Origin of the sequence: Brochothrix sp., from assembly GCF_017549435.1 — a bacterium.
In the GTDB taxonomy this organism is placed as follows: Bacteria; Bacillota; Bacilli; order Lactobacillales; family Listeriaceae; genus Brochothrix; species Brochothrix thermosphacta.
On record NZ_JAFYUW010000154.1, the window covers coordinates 1 to 16,610 of the forward strand.

13 protein-coding genes are annotated in these 16,610 nt (G+C 37.3%); 2 read left to right on the forward strand and 11 right to left on the reverse strand.

Going from position 1 to position 16,610, the window contains the following annotated elements:
• Positions 1-247: 247 nt before the first annotated feature.
• On the reverse strand, positions 248-1,729 hold the full coding sequence (locus IKV95_RS10140; RefSeq protein WP_029092555.1) for a DHA2 family efflux MFS transporter permease subunit: 1,482 nt from the start codon (positions 1,727-1,729) through the stop codon (positions 248-250).
• A gap of 157 nt (positions 1,730-1,886) precedes the next feature.
• Here IKV95_RS10140 and IKV95_RS10145 point away from each other — a divergent pair, with 157 nt between their 5' ends.
• A complete protein-coding gene (locus IKV95_RS10145; protein WP_029092556.1) occupies positions 1,887-2,771 on the forward strand; it encodes a TetR/AcrR family transcriptional regulator in 885 nt (294 codons plus the stop codon).
• A 33-nt stretch (positions 2,772-2,804) separates the two neighbouring features.
• Here the strand turns inward: IKV95_RS10145 and IKV95_RS10150 are convergent, their stop codons facing one another.
• Genes IKV95_RS10150 through IKV95_RS10160 form a run of 3 tightly spaced genes read right to left on the reverse strand, consistent with a single transcriptional unit; the run spans position 2,805 to position 4,903 of the window.
• Complete coding sequence (locus IKV95_RS10150; protein WP_287451765.1) at positions 2,805-4,331, reverse strand: S41 family peptidase; 1,527 nt, start codon at positions 4,329-4,331, stop codon at positions 2,805-2,807.
• Between the two features lie 33 nt (positions 4,332-4,364).
• Positions 4,365-4,664: a metal-sensitive transcriptional regulator gene (locus IKV95_RS10155; RefSeq protein ID WP_162917925.1), complete on the reverse strand. Its 300-nt coding sequence runs from the start codon at positions 4,662-4,664 to the stop codon at positions 4,365-4,367.
• Between the two features lie 38 nt (positions 4,665-4,702).
• Complete coding sequence (locus IKV95_RS10160) at positions 4,703-4,903, reverse strand: hypothetical protein (RefSeq protein ID WP_029092559.1); 201 nt, start codon at positions 4,901-4,903, stop codon at positions 4,703-4,705.
• A gap of 586 nt (positions 4,904-5,489) precedes the next feature.
• On the opposite strand from IKV95_RS10160, the gene IKV95_RS10165 reads away from it, so the two are divergent.
• Positions 5,490-6,113 (forward strand): acetate uptake transporter, encoded by a 624-nt coding sequence (locus tag IKV95_RS10165; RefSeq protein ID WP_069119040.1) that lies wholly within the window; start codon positions 5,490-5,492, stop codon positions 6,111-6,113.
• 244 nt (positions 6,114-6,357) lie between these two features.
• Here the strand turns inward: IKV95_RS10165 and IKV95_RS10170 are convergent, their stop codons facing one another.
• From IKV95_RS10170 to kdpA, 7 genes are all read right to left on the reverse strand, one after another.
• Positions 6,358-7,293, reverse strand: a complete 936-nt coding sequence (locus IKV95_RS10170) for a hypothetical protein (protein WP_069126436.1) — start codon at positions 7,291-7,293, stop codon at positions 6,358-6,360.
• Entirely contained in the window at positions 7,277-7,924 is a 648-nt protein-coding gene (locus tag IKV95_RS10175; protein WP_029092562.1) for an ATP-binding cassette domain-containing protein, read from the reverse strand. Before IKV95_RS10175 ends, IKV95_RS10170 begins: the two co-directional genes overlap by 17 nt.
• Positions 7,925-8,650: 726 nt before the next feature.
• A complete protein-coding gene (locus IKV95_RS10180) occupies positions 8,651-9,337 on the reverse strand; it encodes a response regulator (RefSeq protein ID WP_120473257.1) in 687 nt (228 codons plus the stop codon).
• A complete protein-coding gene (locus IKV95_RS10185; protein WP_162919450.1) occupies positions 9,338-12,022 on the reverse strand; it encodes a sensor histidine kinase in 2,685 nt (894 codons plus the stop codon).
• A 16-nt stretch (positions 12,023-12,038) separates the two neighbouring features.
• Positions 12,039-12,614: a potassium-transporting ATPase subunit KdpC gene (kdpC, locus tag IKV95_RS10190; protein ID WP_069119031.1), complete on the reverse strand. Its 576-nt coding sequence runs from the start codon at positions 12,612-12,614 to the stop codon at positions 12,039-12,041.
• Positions 12,615-12,628: 14 nt separating this feature from the next.
• Positions 12,629-14,680: a potassium-transporting ATPase subunit KdpB gene (gene kdpB / locus IKV95_RS10195; RefSeq protein WP_069136893.1), complete on the reverse strand. Its 2,052-nt coding sequence runs from the start codon at positions 14,678-14,680 to the stop codon at positions 12,629-12,631.
• A 12-nt stretch (positions 14,681-14,692) separates the two neighbouring features.
• Entirely contained in the window at positions 14,693-16,375 is a 1,683-nt protein-coding gene (gene kdpA / locus IKV95_RS10200) for a potassium-transporting ATPase subunit KdpA (protein WP_287451767.1), read from the reverse strand.
• Between the last annotated feature and the right edge of the window lie 235 nt (positions 16,376-16,610).

Sequence of the window (16,610 nt, forward strand, 5' to 3'; positions counted from 1 at the left end):
CTACTACGGTTTTTTTCAGCATACTTATAACCTCTTCTCTCATTTAATTACGGCTTTAGTAAATAGGTTCAAAAGCGTTTCATTAGTTTTATGTTAGCACATAAACTCTGTCAATACACCTGTCATAAAGAAAAATTTTGGAAAACAGTTAAATTAATAAGCTGTTATATTGAAAACTAAAAAATTCTTCTCCACACAAAAACACCCACTATCCAAAATAGAGGGTGCTTGTTTAAGTATTTGTTGATTATTTTCCGAAAGGTTTCGAACGTTTCAAGAAGAACGATAACACTAATGCTAGAATTGTAATACCTGTGGCAACCATGAATGTATAATTAATACCATCAAGTAAAGCCGTTTGTGTAATTTGTGCTTTCACTGCAGCGACTTGATCTGGAGACATTGCTGCACCTGCTTGAATTGCTTTTTCTTTAGCGGTTGCTGCTAGCTCCGTTGCACGCGTCACAATGTGTTTATCCATAATAGTAATCAATATAGCTGTACCAATCGCCCCTGCGACTTGTTGCGCCGTATTATTAACAGCTGTTGCGTGAGGGTTCAATTCTTGTGGCAATTGATTCAGACCATTCGTCATTATCGGCATCATCACTAATGAAATACCAAACATACGGATTGTATAAATTGAAATAATAAACGTATACGTTGAATCTACTTCTAATTGCGTTAAGAAATATGTTGCGACTGCTGTGATGACTAACCCAGTAATCGCTAAAATCTTCGGACCAAATTTATCAAATAAGCGACCTGTAATTGGCGACATAATCGCCATGACTAATGCACCTGGTAATAACATCAAACCTGCATGTAAAGGTGAAATACCACGCACACTTTGTACGTATGCAGGTGTTAAAATCATGCCGGCAAACATCGCCATCGATAAAATCATCGAAATAGCAGAAGCTAATGCAAACATTGGGTATTTATAAACACGCATCTGTAACATTGGTTCTTTCATGCGTAATTGACGTAAAATAAATAACACTAACCCTACCGCTCCAACAGCAATCATGCCGTAGACGATGGGACTTGACCAACCTTTATCACCTGCTGAACTGAAGCCATATAATAAACCACCAAATCCAACCGTTGATAATACTAATGAAAGGTAATCCAATTTCACATGACGCGTATCAAGAATATTCTCTAACTTCCAGACACTTAGTAATAAACTAATTACTGCGAATGGCACAATCATTTCAAATAACATGCGCCAATCATGGCTTTGGATAATATACCCTGATAGTGTGGGTCCAATTGCAGGAGCAACAAAGAGAACTAATCCAAAGGTTCCCATTGCCGCTCCACGTTTTTCAATCGGGAAGCTTTTTAACATAACATTCATTAATAGCGGCGACATCACTGATGCCCCTGCTGCTTGAATCATACGTCCAGCAAGCAATGTCCCAAAGTTAGGTGACAACGCAGCTAATACTGTACCGGCTGTAAAAATGGCCATTGCCGTAATATAAAGCCCTTTTGTTTTAAAACGAGTAATGAAAAAGGCAGAAGCAGGAATCAATACCCCACTGACTAACATATACCCTGTTGTTACCCATTGTACTTTTGAGTAAGTGATATTAAAGTCTTTCATAATTGTTGGTAATGCTATATTTAATAATGTATTATTAAGAAACGCTACGAACGCTCCAATAAACAAAATAACTATCATCCCAATTGGTGCTTTTTGTACGATTTTTTCGGTTGTCATTAATTGTATCTCCTTATCGATTCATTTTCCATGCTAGAACAATTTTATACCATCGGTCTAATTATAGCAATATATTTTTTGTTTTTTTATTGTACTCTTGATAAATCAACCCTTTGACGTTAGAATAATGGTATATAACAATTAAAAAGGAGCAGATATGAACCTACGTAAAACACAAATTATAAATGCGGCTCGTGATCTATTCATCGATAAAGGCTTCACTAATACTTCTATGACTGATATCATTACCGCTGCTCAAATTTCTAAAGGTACGTTTTATAACCACTTTACTTCTAAGAGTGAGTGTTTGATTGCTATCTTAGAAGAAAGCCGTGCAGAAGCTACGCTCTTGCGAAATGAATTAGCGATTGGATCAAAATTAGCAGATGAAGATATCCTTGCCCGTCAAATTGGTGTTTTTATGCGGATCAATAAAGAACGTAATCTTGTGCGTATCTTCGAATCTATTTATCATTCGGATGATAAAGAAATTCAAAAAGTCGTAAATTTACATCATTTAACAGAATTAGACTGGTTGTCTAATCGTCTTGTGGAGGTTCATGGTGAAGAGGTAAAACCCTATAGCTATGAAGCTGCCGTTCTTACTTTTGGGATGATTCATCACGTTATCCGTATCATTGTTGGTTCGGGTGAAACACAGTTTGAACCGGAGCGAATTATCCGCCGGTCATTAGCAAACATCAAGGCTATTCTACCAAATATGCTTCGCACCAAAGAAGTTTCTATTTCAGTTGAAATGTTGGATAGCATTCGTAATAACATCGACCTTAGCCCACTTACTCAAGCGGCATTAATAAGTGAATTTGAACTGTTCATCGCTATTAATTCTGTGAAAAATAATCCAGAAGGTTTTGAATATGCTGTATTCATTCTGGCTGAATTACAAAAAGAAACACCAAAATATCACATCATTCAATCGATATTACCTGGTTTTCGCCAAACATTTGAAAAGACGCCTGTCTCTGGTGTTTCAAAAGAATTGGCCATGCATCTCTGGCATTATATTAAAATAGCACTATAAAAAAACCGCCAAAATTTGGCGGTTTTTAGTTTACTATTTTTTCACTTTAGTAGAAGTTACCTCTTGTGCTTTTTTAAGTTGCGTATCGTTACTGCTTAATTTTTCTTGTAACTCTGTAATGAGAACTGTGCTTGTTTTTGTATCTACTTTACCTGTTTCTGGCAATTTATGTTCTGCTTGGAAAGCTTTTACAGCTGCAACAGTTGCATCATCAAAACTTCCTTTTGCTTGTTTTAAATCAGCACCAAACACATTAAGCATTTGCTGGATACTTTGAACGGCGCTTGATACATCTCCACTTTGATATGTTTTAGTCACATCATATAATGAGATGTTTGCGTATTTCGGCGCATCTACTTTGACATCTGGTTTAATCCCTTTTTTGTTGATCCAGTTGCCATCGGGGGTTAACCATTTTGCTGTTGTTAATTTCACTTCTGACTGATCATCCAACTCACCAGCTGTTTGCATAACGCCTTTACCATAGGTTGTATTACCAACCAATGTTGCGCCTGCTGATTCTTTTAAAGCACCTGCTAGAATTTCAGAAGCACTAGCACTTCCTTTATCTGTTAAAACAGTGACAGGTACTTTTACTTTGAAATCACCATCTTTCGATGAATCCGCTTTGTAGACTTCTTTTTGCCCTGCTCTATTTTCAATCGATACAACTGGTTTTCCATCTTCAATGAAAAGACTCGCAATATCAATTGCTTGGTCTAACAAACCACCTGGGTTTTGTCGGACATCTACAACAAGCCCTTTCATACCTTCTTTATCTAACTTTTTAAGACCTTCTAAAACTTCTTCGTGTGTATGTGAAGAGAAACTTGTGATACTAATATGACCAATTTTATTATCTAACATTTTTGTGCTCACTGTTTCAATTGGAATTGTGTCACGTTTGATACTCACTTTACGTGTTTCCGATTCTCCTGGACGTTGAATGGTTAATAATACTCGTGTCCCTTTTTCACCACGAATTTTATTTGTTGCTTCAGACAATGTTTTACCTTGAATTGATTTACCATCAACTTCTAAAATTTGATCATTGGGCTTCAAGCCTGCTTTTTCTGCTGGTGCGCCACTAATAGGTGATACGACAGTGAGTGTTTTATCTGTCATTTGGACTTCGACGCCGATACCTTCAAACGATGAAGAAATATCGCTCTTAAAGCCTTTGGTTTCTTCCTGATTCATGTATGTTGTATAGGGATCATCTAATGAATCTAACATACCTGAAATTGCACCATCAATTAGTTTTTGTGAATCAACTTTTTTATAATAATTGGCGGTAATATTATCATATACTTCATAAATTTTTTCAAATGAGGCGTTGTCTGAACCTGCCTTTTTTCCATTGTTATTACTGCCCTTAGTATTGAAATATGTCACTGAGAAAATACCCATCACAAGCGCACCTACAACAAAAAGGCTGATGAGGGCCAATACAAGCGAACGGCGACGAATTACAAGCATTTTCGGCTGTTTCTCTGGTTGTTTTTCTGGTTGTTTTTCTGGTTGTTTTTCTGGTTGTTTATTTGCGGAATCTTCTGTCATGTTATTCACTACTCCTTCAATCAGTTCTATATATTATATACGGTTAATTTGATTAACTACTTTCATGATATCAGCACTCATACCTTCAACATTACCATCTTTGACTGCTTTTGCCATACAATGTTCCGTATGATGTTCTAACAATTCTAATGATACTTTTTTTAGTGCCGCATTAGCTGCTGAAATCTGTGTGATTATATCAATACAATAACGATCTTCTTCAACCATTTTTTGTATTCCTCGTGCCTGTCCTTCTACACGTCGAAGCCTTTTCTGGATGGCATCCTTTTTACTTTCAGACATGCACTCTAACGCATGTTCATGTTTTTCCATCATCCTAGCCTCCTATGTGTTAATACGTTATTACCCAGTTATTTTGGTTTGTTTTCTGATCGATCTTTTTTTGGTGTGAAAGCAAATACCGACCATACTAAGAAGGAAATCAATGCAAAGTAACCCCAACTAAATTTCCCTTGATATTGGGCAATAATATAATAAGCTGCCATAAATATTAATGTTTGCAAAAGCACTCGTGCCTTAATCAGGTTTTTAGCTTCAAAATTCAGTTTCATCCTCATCGTCCTCTCAAACTACACTAATTTAACTTCCTCCTCAGTATAACAGTCAACGATACCCTTGACAATTGGTTGAACGCGTCTGTTGGCAGTTCATCCTTAATCGTCGCATCATCGACAAAATCCAAGAAAATACTTCTATAAAACACTCACCTTAGTTAACGTTACTTTTGATGTGGCGTTTATATCAGTCACCCACTTTTTATAAATCACACCTTTGGCACCGTAGTTACATAAAATGATTTTAAGTCATTATCAAAAGGCAATTTTAAACAGTTAAACTTCCATCATCAATTATATAATGATTATACAGTATTTTTGAAAAAGTTAATTGTAATTAGTACTCAATATCTTTTGTATTGTAATTGTTTCATTAGAAACGTGTATACATTCTAATAAGTAAGGAGTATTACACTATCAAACATATAAAAAAGCATGAAAGATAAAAAACACCTAACCATTACTATGATTAGCGCTTTTTTTACTGAACATAAAACTAGTTACTAATATATGACTATATATTTCCGGTTGAATAAATGGTACTATTAAAAGGTTGTTATTATATACTGATAGGAGATTTAAAATGAAAAACGAAGTACATGTTAAACACAGCGGAATTGATCCAACTGCGATTGGACTTTTCGGACTAGCAATTGTAACCTTGGTTGCCTCTTCACAAAAATTAGGTTGGACAGAAAGTGTCAGCGGTGTTATTTCTTGGGCAGTTATCCTTGGTGGTATCGGTCAAATAATCGCAGCGTTTTACGATGCAAAAGTTAAAAACGTTTTTGGTGCAACTGCCTTTTTCGGATATGGTCTTTTCTGGATTGCGACTGCTTTCAGTTGGATGATTCAAAGTGGTGTTTTTGGTAATGCACTACAAGTCAGCTATGATCCTAAACAAATTGGTTTTGCCTTTGTTGGTTACCTGATTTTTACGCTCTTTATGACAATCGGTGCCTTAGAAACAAATAAAGTATTATTCTTTATTTTCTTCTTCATTAACTTTTTATTCCTTGGTTTATCACTTTCTACATTAGGATTTTTACCAGAATTTTTCCATAATGTTGCAGCAATTGCTGAACTAATTGTTTCAATCCTGGCTTTTTATGGAAGTGCTGCTGCTCTTTTAAACGCTCACTTCGGATTTGTATTTCTACCAATTGGCAAGAAATTCAATATCATTAAAGCACCACAAAACAAATAAATTTAACCCCCCAGAATTTTCTGGGGGTTTTTTTTATCTAACACACACTATATTATCAATAAAGACGTACTTTACTGTTAGAATCCTATTTTTTAAATCAGCGAAACGCTATCTTTTTTATGGTAGCAATTTTACAATTTTTTTACTCTCGCTATCATTTGAAAAATAGGCATTAGTGAAAATTCACCAACACCCTAATTGATAGACCTAAAAGTATAACTATATACATATTTTTTCATTTCAACTATTCGAAATTACTTCTGTTTGAAGCAATTGTTTTATTGACTATAACCATAAGTAACGCATAAAAAACAAGGGTAGCTATTGAATAAAATGAAAAAGGGTGAATGATAAATTCATTTTGAATCACGCCATAATAGTCAAATACTTGAGCTGAAATGGCTAAAATCGCTTTGTTAATATCAAAATATCCCAAGTTAAAATTCAACATCGGCATTATATAACTAACAATAAATATGGCGATAATACTGATAGAACTATTTTTAGTTATATACCCGATTGTATAGCCTAATTCACAGTAGAATATCGCTAAAAAAACGGTCCATGCTACCTTCAATCCCATATCTCTTAGCGGTAATGACACTGTCGTATTGAAAGTATGCAATTGCTGTAAATAGCTGTTAATTGCCCATCCTACCAACCATGCTAAAGAAATACTTACCACTAATATAACAATACTAATAAGCCAACTTGTTAGGCGTTTACCTGTTGCGAGCGTTTTACGATTGACATTCACTGCTTTTAATTTTATCGTCTTAAATCGATAATCGTATGTGGCATTAAAAATACCTAATACACCAAATACAATTGGAAACAATACGATTGAAGACTCAAAAATTTGCGTTAAACGATACTCATTGCTACTGGCAAAAATTGATTTATCTAATAGTTCTTTGTAAAACGACAACGGGTTCTCGATGTGGGTACTATTTGAACTCTGTTCAGTCACTTTATACTCTTTTTTTAGTTCGACGTTAATATCTTCGCCGTTTTCTTTTGCAAATTTAACTTGCGTTTGAAAATCACTGTGGGTCGAATTCACAGCTGCAAAGTTCATCAACAGAATCATCGAAAACAGTACAGTCGCTACTATGATAAACTTCACAACTATTTTTGATTTCATGGCATGTCTAAGTTCCATTTTAATAAAGCGAATCATATATCGTCTCCAATTTTTTCTTTTCAGATTTAAAATTCTTCTCCAGCATCACTATTTTTTTATCTTCAAACACCAACAAATTATCAATTATATCGTTATAAAAATCGTACTGATGACCCGTAAGTAAAATTGTCGTCTCTTTAGATAAATCTAATACTATTTTTTTCAATTCTTTACTAAACTGAAAATCTAGACCATTAGAGATTTCATCCATTATTAAATATTTCGGTCTAAGAAGCGCTACTAATGCCAAAGAAAGTTTTTTCTTCTGCCCATATGAATAATGTTTAACTTTGCGCTTTAATAAAGCATTATCCACGTATTTTTGACAGTTATGTATCACTTCTTTTTTTGTTAGCTTGCTATCGCCAAGTATTAACAGGTTATCTACCCCAGATAAATTTTGATAAAAAGGGGTGTCGTCCCATACAACAAAACAATCTTTCCCCTGTGTAAACGTCACGTCACCTTCACATTTTTCCAAACCCGTCACACATTTTATAAAAGTCGTTTTTCCGGCACCATTTTCTCCCATTAAAAAAGTAATTTGATTTTGTGGTATTTTAAAACTAGAGTGTTTTATAATGTGTTTTTTATTATATGTTTTCGCGAAATTTTGTATAGATATCATTTTAACTCCTCTTTTTCTAAAAAGTAGTAGCGTATGATTCGAAAATTAAATATTTATTTAACTGAAGATTTCCCTTCATGTGTTACAGTCAAACGATCGATAAAGATCGTTCATCACTCCAGCTACCTGTTCCCCTTATAACAACTCTTTATTCGAGTCATAATAGTGTGTTTTACTTGTGGAGATACCTGTTTTTTTCATACCTTTTAAATTCACTAATAACCTGCTTCTTTGCTGTGTAGCATATGACTTAGTTATATTAGTACTACTTGTTATTCATAAAAATTGTGACTCAGACCAACACATGTACTGAATATCCCTCTTGAAAAACTTTGAGAATAACTCCCAGCAGAAACTACTTCGGGGGCAGTAATCAATGCCAGCATTAAAATGATTATAACTTTTCTTAACCACTTTTTCTTCTTCATCCCAAACTCTTATTCACGTTTAACTAGTTATAAAACCTATATTATCAAACTTATTTGTTTGTGTCAAAAATACAAAAGTTACTTTTTAACTAAAAAAACAATATATTTTTAATCTTAAATAACTATTTTAATAAACTGTTATAACTGTTTTATTAAATTATATGCTTATAAAAACTTTATTTTCTATGAATTTAAAAAACACCAAAGAAATGCACTCAATCAATGCCATAAAACACATTCATTTTGGAGTGTTATCATTTCTTTGGTGTAACCCTTTATTTTTCATTAAAAGCTGTAACTACTCACCGATTAATATCATACGGTAACCAATACCGACTTCAGTTACAATGTAAACCGGTTCTGCTGGGTTAAGCTCAATTTTACGACGGATATTAGACATATTAACGCGCAACGCTTGATTCTCAGTTGTGTATTGTCCCCAGATGGCTTTAGTGATGTAATCATGTGTCAGTACTTTCCCCATATTTTGTGCGAGTAATTTTAATATTTTAAATTCAATCGGTGTTAAATGTAACGCTTTTCCAGCAAGTGCTACTTGATAGTTGGCAACGTCAATGACAAGCTCACCAGTGACATATTTACTTTCGGTGACGCCTTGCGGTTGAGCATGCCTCAGCGCTGCCCTAATACGGGCTAATAGCTCTGATGTCCCAAAGGGCTTTGTGATATAATCATCGGCACCCGCGTCCAATGCAGCGACTTTTTCGATTTCATTTCCGCGAGCAGAAACGATAAGAACAGGCACTTCTGACCAACCTCTGATTGTCGCTAACACATCTAACCCATCCATATCAGGCAAACCCAAATCCAGTATCACAATATCAGGTGCTAACGTCGCACATAACGTAATACCATGTTTACCCGTTTCCGCATTATGCACGGTATATTCATTGCCTTCTAGAATGGCACGCATAAAGTTAGAGATGGCACTATCGTCTTCAATTACAAGTATTGTTGTATCCATTTAATCACCTTCCTTTATTGGCAACGTAAAGCGGAAAACTGCACCACCTTGTGTTTTATTACACGCTTCAATCGTACCACCATGCGCAGCAACAATTGTTTGACAAATTGATAAACCAATCCCCATTCCTCGTGTTGCATCAACGGGGATTTCTGAATGTTGTTCATTATTAAAAGGGCGAAACAGCGTTTCTAATCTTTGTGTTGGCAATCCTTTGCCATTATCGCTCACTTCAAAGATCACGCGTTGCTTACGTTGTTTAACAATCACTGAAATCGCTGTACTTTCCGCATGCTTAATGGCATTTTCAATAAGATTGATTAACACTTGTTCAATTAAAGTCCCATCCATTGGTACCAATAATAATTCCTCAGGAACACGCACCGTTAAATCAGTTTCTTTGAATCGTTTACGAATACGTCGCACGGCTGCACCCACTATTTCTTCGATGGCTTCCGGTGTTTTTTTAACTTTCATTGTGCCTTCATCAATGCGCGTCACGGATAATAAATTCTCAACCATCCGAATCAACCATTCCGAATCTTCCTTGATATCTTTTACTAAATTCAAGGTTAGTTCTGCTGAAAACTTTTCATGATTTTCAATAATGGCAGAACTGGCGCCTAAGATGCCTGTGAGTGGTGTTCGTAAATCGTGTGATATCGCGCGCAGAAGATTACCACGCATTTTTTCTTTTTCATTTTCAATCACTGTTTGTTGCTGTTCAATCATTAAACGATGCCGTTCTAAGGCTAATGATAATTGTGAGGTTAGCAGTTTCAAAAAGTTCAAATTTTCACGGTGCAAAGGCCGTTCCGGATTAACCCGGAGACCAATAACGGCTAAGCTACGCCCCTGCGACACAACTGGGAAATAATACCCCGCGGCACCATTCAAAGTATCCGTGCCTGATCCAGCAAATTTTTGGTTAAGATAAACCCAGTGAGCGACCGCTTCTTCTTCTGGTGTTGTTAAAGCTGCAGCTGTTGGATCACCACGATAGACCGACAGTTTCCGATCACTTTTCCCTTCAGGTAGGCCGCTATAGAAAATTACACTGCGTCCCATCGTTTCCATCACCTTCGTATTAGCAATGGCCATCATTCCTGCTAAACTTTGGCTCGCGAGTAACTGCTGATTCAATTCATAAAGGATTGTCATACGATGTTCCTTACGCACGGCTTCTTTCGCTTGACTCTTCACTCGGATCATCATGTTACTCGTAAACAGTGCGACTAATAACATGATTACCATAGTCACAGGATAGCCTGGCTTATAAACTGTTAAAGAGTAGAGTGGATCAACAAATAACCAGTTGAACAATAAAACGGAAATAACGGAAGCGAGTGCACCATAAAAATAACCATGTGTGACACGGGAGATAATAAGAATAAAAAACAAATACACAATAATAACGTTTTGATCGCCACTATGCATTAATAAAACAATTTTTGATAGTAACGTTGCAACTAAGATATAAAAGAGCATCTTTATAAAGTCAGCCGCTGAAAAATGGCGTTGTATAAAATTTATATGGTTGAGACGGTTTCTTTTTTGCCCTTCCCTTTTGTCATGGTACGGTATAATATGCAAATCCACCTGTGGTAATCGTTGAATTAAATCATCCTCAAGCTCTTGTTTAAATAAACGGTGGACGTGTGAATGATTCCGTTGTTTGGCGATTATAATATCTGTTACACCCGTCATTTTAGCATAATGAGTGAGCGTATCAAGGGTATCATGACCGCTTAATGTCACAATATCCGCACCTAGACTTTGAGCGAGCTTCATAACTTTGAAGCGTTGCTCTCTCATCAAATCATCGTGTTCATCCTCTTCGTTTTCAATGACTAATAACGTCCATTCTGAGCGAAAAGCCGCAGCTAATCGCGCGGTCCAACGCAAGCATTTTTCGGTCCCTTGAATATGTTCCTCGTCTAAATAAGTGAGTAATTTTACTCGGACAGAAACTTCCTCAATTGGATTCGTCATTCCGATGTGATCAGCAGCACGGCGCACAGCAATTTCTCGCAAAAGTTTCAGATTCTCGAGGGCGAAAAAATGTTGCATCGCTTTCTTAGCTTGAAGGGGGCGATAAATCTTCCCAGCTCGTAAACGTTCTAATAATTCTTCCGGTTCAATATCAATTAATCTTAGATAGGCTTGGTCTAAAAATGTATCGGGCACTGTTTCAACAACTTGTACGTGTGTGATGCTTTCAACAACATCATTCAGACTTTCGATATGCTGTACATTGACAGTCGTGTAGACATCAATACCCGCATGTAATAATTCATCAATATCTTGGTAACGTTTTTTATTGCGTGAGCCAATAACATTTGTATGTGCCAACTCGTCTACGAGTACAATATCTGGCTTTAATCGTAATGCCTCATCCAAATCAAATTCACTTAACGTCATCTTTTTGTACGACATTTGTTTCACTGGTATTGTTGGAATTCCTTCTAGAAGAGCAAGCGTTTCAGGGCGAACATGCGGTTCAATATAACCTGCCATAATCTTTTTCCCTTGTAACAGCTGTTCATGCGCATCACGTAACATTGCATATGTTTTACCCACTCCTGCAGCATAGCCAAAAAAGACACGGAGTTTTCCGGTCTTTTGGCGGTTCTGTTGTGTGACTTGTTTAAGTATTGCATCTGGATTTGGACGTTCGTCTTCAATCATGTCCTTCACTCCTTTATTTCATGGGTGCCAATTGATCAAGTGCGAGATTGACTGGCAGAACATGTACAAGCTTTGTTCCCATTTTATCAAATTTAACGCCACTTGTATTGTTTTGAATTATTTTCTCAACTTTAGCAACAGATAAATGGCGTGCTTCGGCAATTCGTTTGACTTGATAAGCAGCCGTCGCTGTTGAAATATCAGGGTCAACCCCACTAGCAGAAGCTGTGACTAATTCCATTGGAATTGCTGCTTTATTAGCTGGGTCAGCTGCTTTGATTTTTGCTACACGTTCGGCAACACGTGCTTTTTCTTTTGCACTATTTGGAGCCAGTTGGCTTGCTGCTTCGCCTGTATCAGGACGACCCCATAAATAGTAATTAGCTGTGAAAGCTTGACCAATAAGTGTTGAACCCACGACTTTTTCACCTGTTTCACTTTTAGCACTGACGAGACTACCATTAGCTTGGCTCGGAAAAAAAAGTTGACCAATACCCGTCAATAATAAAGTATACATCACGCCACAAATTACCGTCCAGACAAGGAGCATTTTCAAACCTGGCATCATAATCTCTTTGATTATTTTCATTCTTCTCTCTCCTCCTATGCCCAACCGCAGGCTGTAATAATAAGATCAATCACTTTGATTGCAATAAATGGCGTAATCAAACCACCTAAACCGTATACAAATAAATTGTGTTGTAACAACTTACTAGCGGGTAATTCTTTATATTTCACACCTTTTAAAGACAACGGAATTAACGCAATAATAATCAAAGCATTGTAAATAATTGCTGCTAAAATCGCGCTTGTTGGTGAGCTGAGATGCATGATATTCAATGCGTTCAATTGTGGATAAATACTATAGAATAACACCGGAATAATCGCAAAATATTTTGCAACATCGTTGGCGATACTAAACGTAGTTAATGCCCCACGTGTCATCAACAATTGTTTTCCGATACGAACGATTTCAATCAATTTTGTTGGACTTGAATCAAGATCAATCATGTTGCCGGCTTCTTTTGCTGCCTGTGTTCCGGTATTCATTGCGACTGCTACATCAGCTTGCGCTAATGCTGGTGCATCGTTCGTACCATCACCAGTCATCGCTACCAAATGACCTTTTTGTTGATATTCGCGAATCAGTTCCAGTTTTGCTTCGGGTGTCGCTTCTGCTAAAAAGTCATCTACTCCTGCTTCAGCAGCAATAGCCGCAGCAGTCATCGGATTATCCCCCGTAATCATAATGGTTTTAATGCCCATTGTACGCATATCATTAAAACGTTCTTTTACACCTTTTTTTACAATATCTTTTAAATAAACAACACCGAGAACGCGTTTGTTTTTAACAACAACAAGTGGTGTTCCCCCTAAGTTTGCAATCTGATTAACAATCGTTTCACATGCTACAGGATAATCATAACCTGCGGCACTCACAAATTGTTTTACTGTATCAGCGGCACCTTTACGAATTTCATCCCCTTGATAATCTATTCCACTCATACGTGTTTTAGCCGAAAAATCAATAAAAACAGCTTGATTATCCGATAAATCACGGCCACGTATCGCAAACCGTTCTTTTGCTAATACAACTATACTACGACCTTCTGGCGTTTCATCTGCTAATGAAGAAAGTTGAGCCGCATCAGCTAGTTCTTCTTCAGTGACACCAGGAACAGGTAAAAATTCACTTGCTTGGCGATTTCCCAATGTGATAGTCCCTGTTTTATCCAGCATTAAAATATCAACGTCTCCAGCAGCTTCAATCGCACGACCGCTCATCGCCATCACATTTGCTTGATTTAAACGACTCATACCGGCAATTCCAATTGAAGATAACAGTGCACCAATGGTAGTAGGCGCCAAACAAACGAGCAATGCCACAATCACGGTGAGTGATAAAGCGTCACCTTTGCCAGATGCAACTGTCGCAAACTGGGTGAACGGTAACAAAGAAGCACATACCACTAAAAAGATCAGCGTTAAGGTCACTAATAGTATTTGAAGTGAAATTTCATTAGGTGTTTTCTTACGGGCAGACCCTTCTACCATCGCAATCATTTTATCTAAAAAGCTTTCACCTTCCTCAGCTGTAACGCGAATGACTAAGTAATCCGATACAACCGTTGTACCACCTGTAACAGCGCTACGATCGCCACCCGATTCACGAATGACTGGGGCTGATTCACCTGTAATGGCACTTTCATCAACTGATGCTGCCCCTTCAATCACATCACCGTCCATCGGAATTTGTTCACCTGCCACAACGTATACCATATCGCCACGTTTCAAAAGTGCTGATGAGATATCGACGAGTTGCGCTTTATTGGTAATATCTGTCATTTTTTTAGCGATTACTTCTTGTCGGGCACTTTTTAAACTCTCTGCTTGCGCACGGCCACGCCCTTCCGCCATTGCCTCCGCAAAGTTACCAAACAAGAGGGTTAGCCATAAAATCACAGCGATACTAAGCGTAAAAGCGGGCGAACTGTCTTGGATACCGAAAAAAGCTAAAACATATAACCCACTAGTGACCAAAGCTCCCAAATAAACCACGAACATCACGGGATTTTTCACTTGTAAACGGGGTGATAATTTATAAAATGATTGTTTGAATGCATCTTTAAAGATGCCTTGTTTAGATTCAGTCATTTGTGATTGCTCCTATCTCATAAAGTAATCCGCTAATGGTCCTAAAGCCAATGCGGGTAAAAAGCTGAGTGCACCAATTAATAAAATAACACCCAGTAACATCCCAGTGAAGGTACCATCGGTTGTTGATAATGTTCCATCTGTACTTGCAACACATTTTTTTTGGCCTAATTGATGTGCCAGTACAACAATCGCAAACATTGGAATAAAGCGTACCAACAACATAATGATGCCACCGACACTATTCATAAAAGGCGTATCCGCTGCTAAACCAGCAAACGCACTCCCGTTATTGTTCGCTAATGAGCTAAAAGCATATAGAACCTCTGAAAAAGCATGAGGACCTGTGTTCACCAAACCTAGCATGGGTTGAGACATCAACACATAACTCATTGATCCTATCAAGACTAATAATGGTGGTGTCAATATGACCAAACAAACCATTTTCATATTTGCAGGTTCAATTTTTTTACCAAGATACTCTGGTGTACGACCCACTAGTAATCCTGCAATAAAAACGGTAAGTAATACGAAAGCAATCATGCCATATAAACCGCTGCCGGCTCCACCAAAGACAATTTCACCAAGTTGCATTAAGAACATCGGAATCAAACCACCCAAAGGTGTGAAGCTATCTAGCATGGCGTTAATGGAACCGTTTGATGCTGCTGTGGTACTCACTGCCCACAAGCTCGACCAACCAATACCGAATCGTGCTTCTTTCCCCTCCATACTGCCACTGTGTGCGACAGCATCAAAAACAGGTCCATTCAGGTGTTCACTGAGAGTAACACCGATAAGCGCTAAAATAAGCAATACAAACGATACGATAAAGATCGTGCGACCTTGTTTACGATTTTTAACGAATAAACCAAATGCCATAATCAAAGCAACTGGAATCAACAGTATCGCGATGTTTTCTACAAAATTACTGAATACCGTTGGGTTTTCAAAAGGCATCGCTGAGTTAGCTCCAAAATAGCCTCCCCCGTTTGTACCCAATTGTTTAATCGCAATTTGACTCGCAGCTAAACCTAACGGAATAACTGCTTTTAGACCTGATTCAAGTTCTGTAACGGTCGTTGTTGCTTGGAAAGTTTGCACTACACCCTGTGACATTAAAAAGATGGCAATCACAAATGAGACAGGAATCAAAAGATAGAGTGTGATTCGTGTGATATCTTGCCAAAAATTACCAAGTTTACGTTTTCCCTCTGCTACAAAACCACGTAATAAAATAAAAAGCACGGCAATTCCGACGGCAGCTGAAGCGAAGTTTTGCACGGTGAGTGCTAAACTTTGTGTCAGTGGCGATAAGGTTGTTTCTCCTGAATAAGCCTGCCAGTTTGTATTTGTTACAAAGCTAATCGCTGTGTTAAACGCTAACCCAATCGAAGTCCCTTTTAGACCCGCTGGATTTAATGGTAAAACACCTTGAAACAACATCAGTAAAAAAATAGCTAAAAAACTAAACAAACTAAAAGCAACAATTGAGCCAATATATTTTTTAGCAGTCATCTCCTGTTTGGCTGGTTTACCGATAAACCGATAAATCCACCCCTCGACTGGTGCTATTATTCGTGTCATAAAAACTTTTTGACCTGTCATCACACGATAGGTATAAAAACCAAGCGGAATACCAAGCGCAAGCAACACAATAAAAAATAATAAATAACTCATCACGATGGTCATCATGCTTTATCCCCCCAAAACAATATAATTAGTAAATAAATGAAGAGGCATAATCCTAGTATGCCAGCAATTAAAATAATAGCAGTCATCATTGCAACTCCCTTGTTTAAGATAAATTTAGTTTAACGCTGAAAAACGAAAGATAGTGTTAAGAAAATAGCCCCCCGTGTTAAGAAAACGTTAAGACTGCTGTTATCGTAGCGGATTTATCCGCTTACGAGAACAGTATGGGACGGAA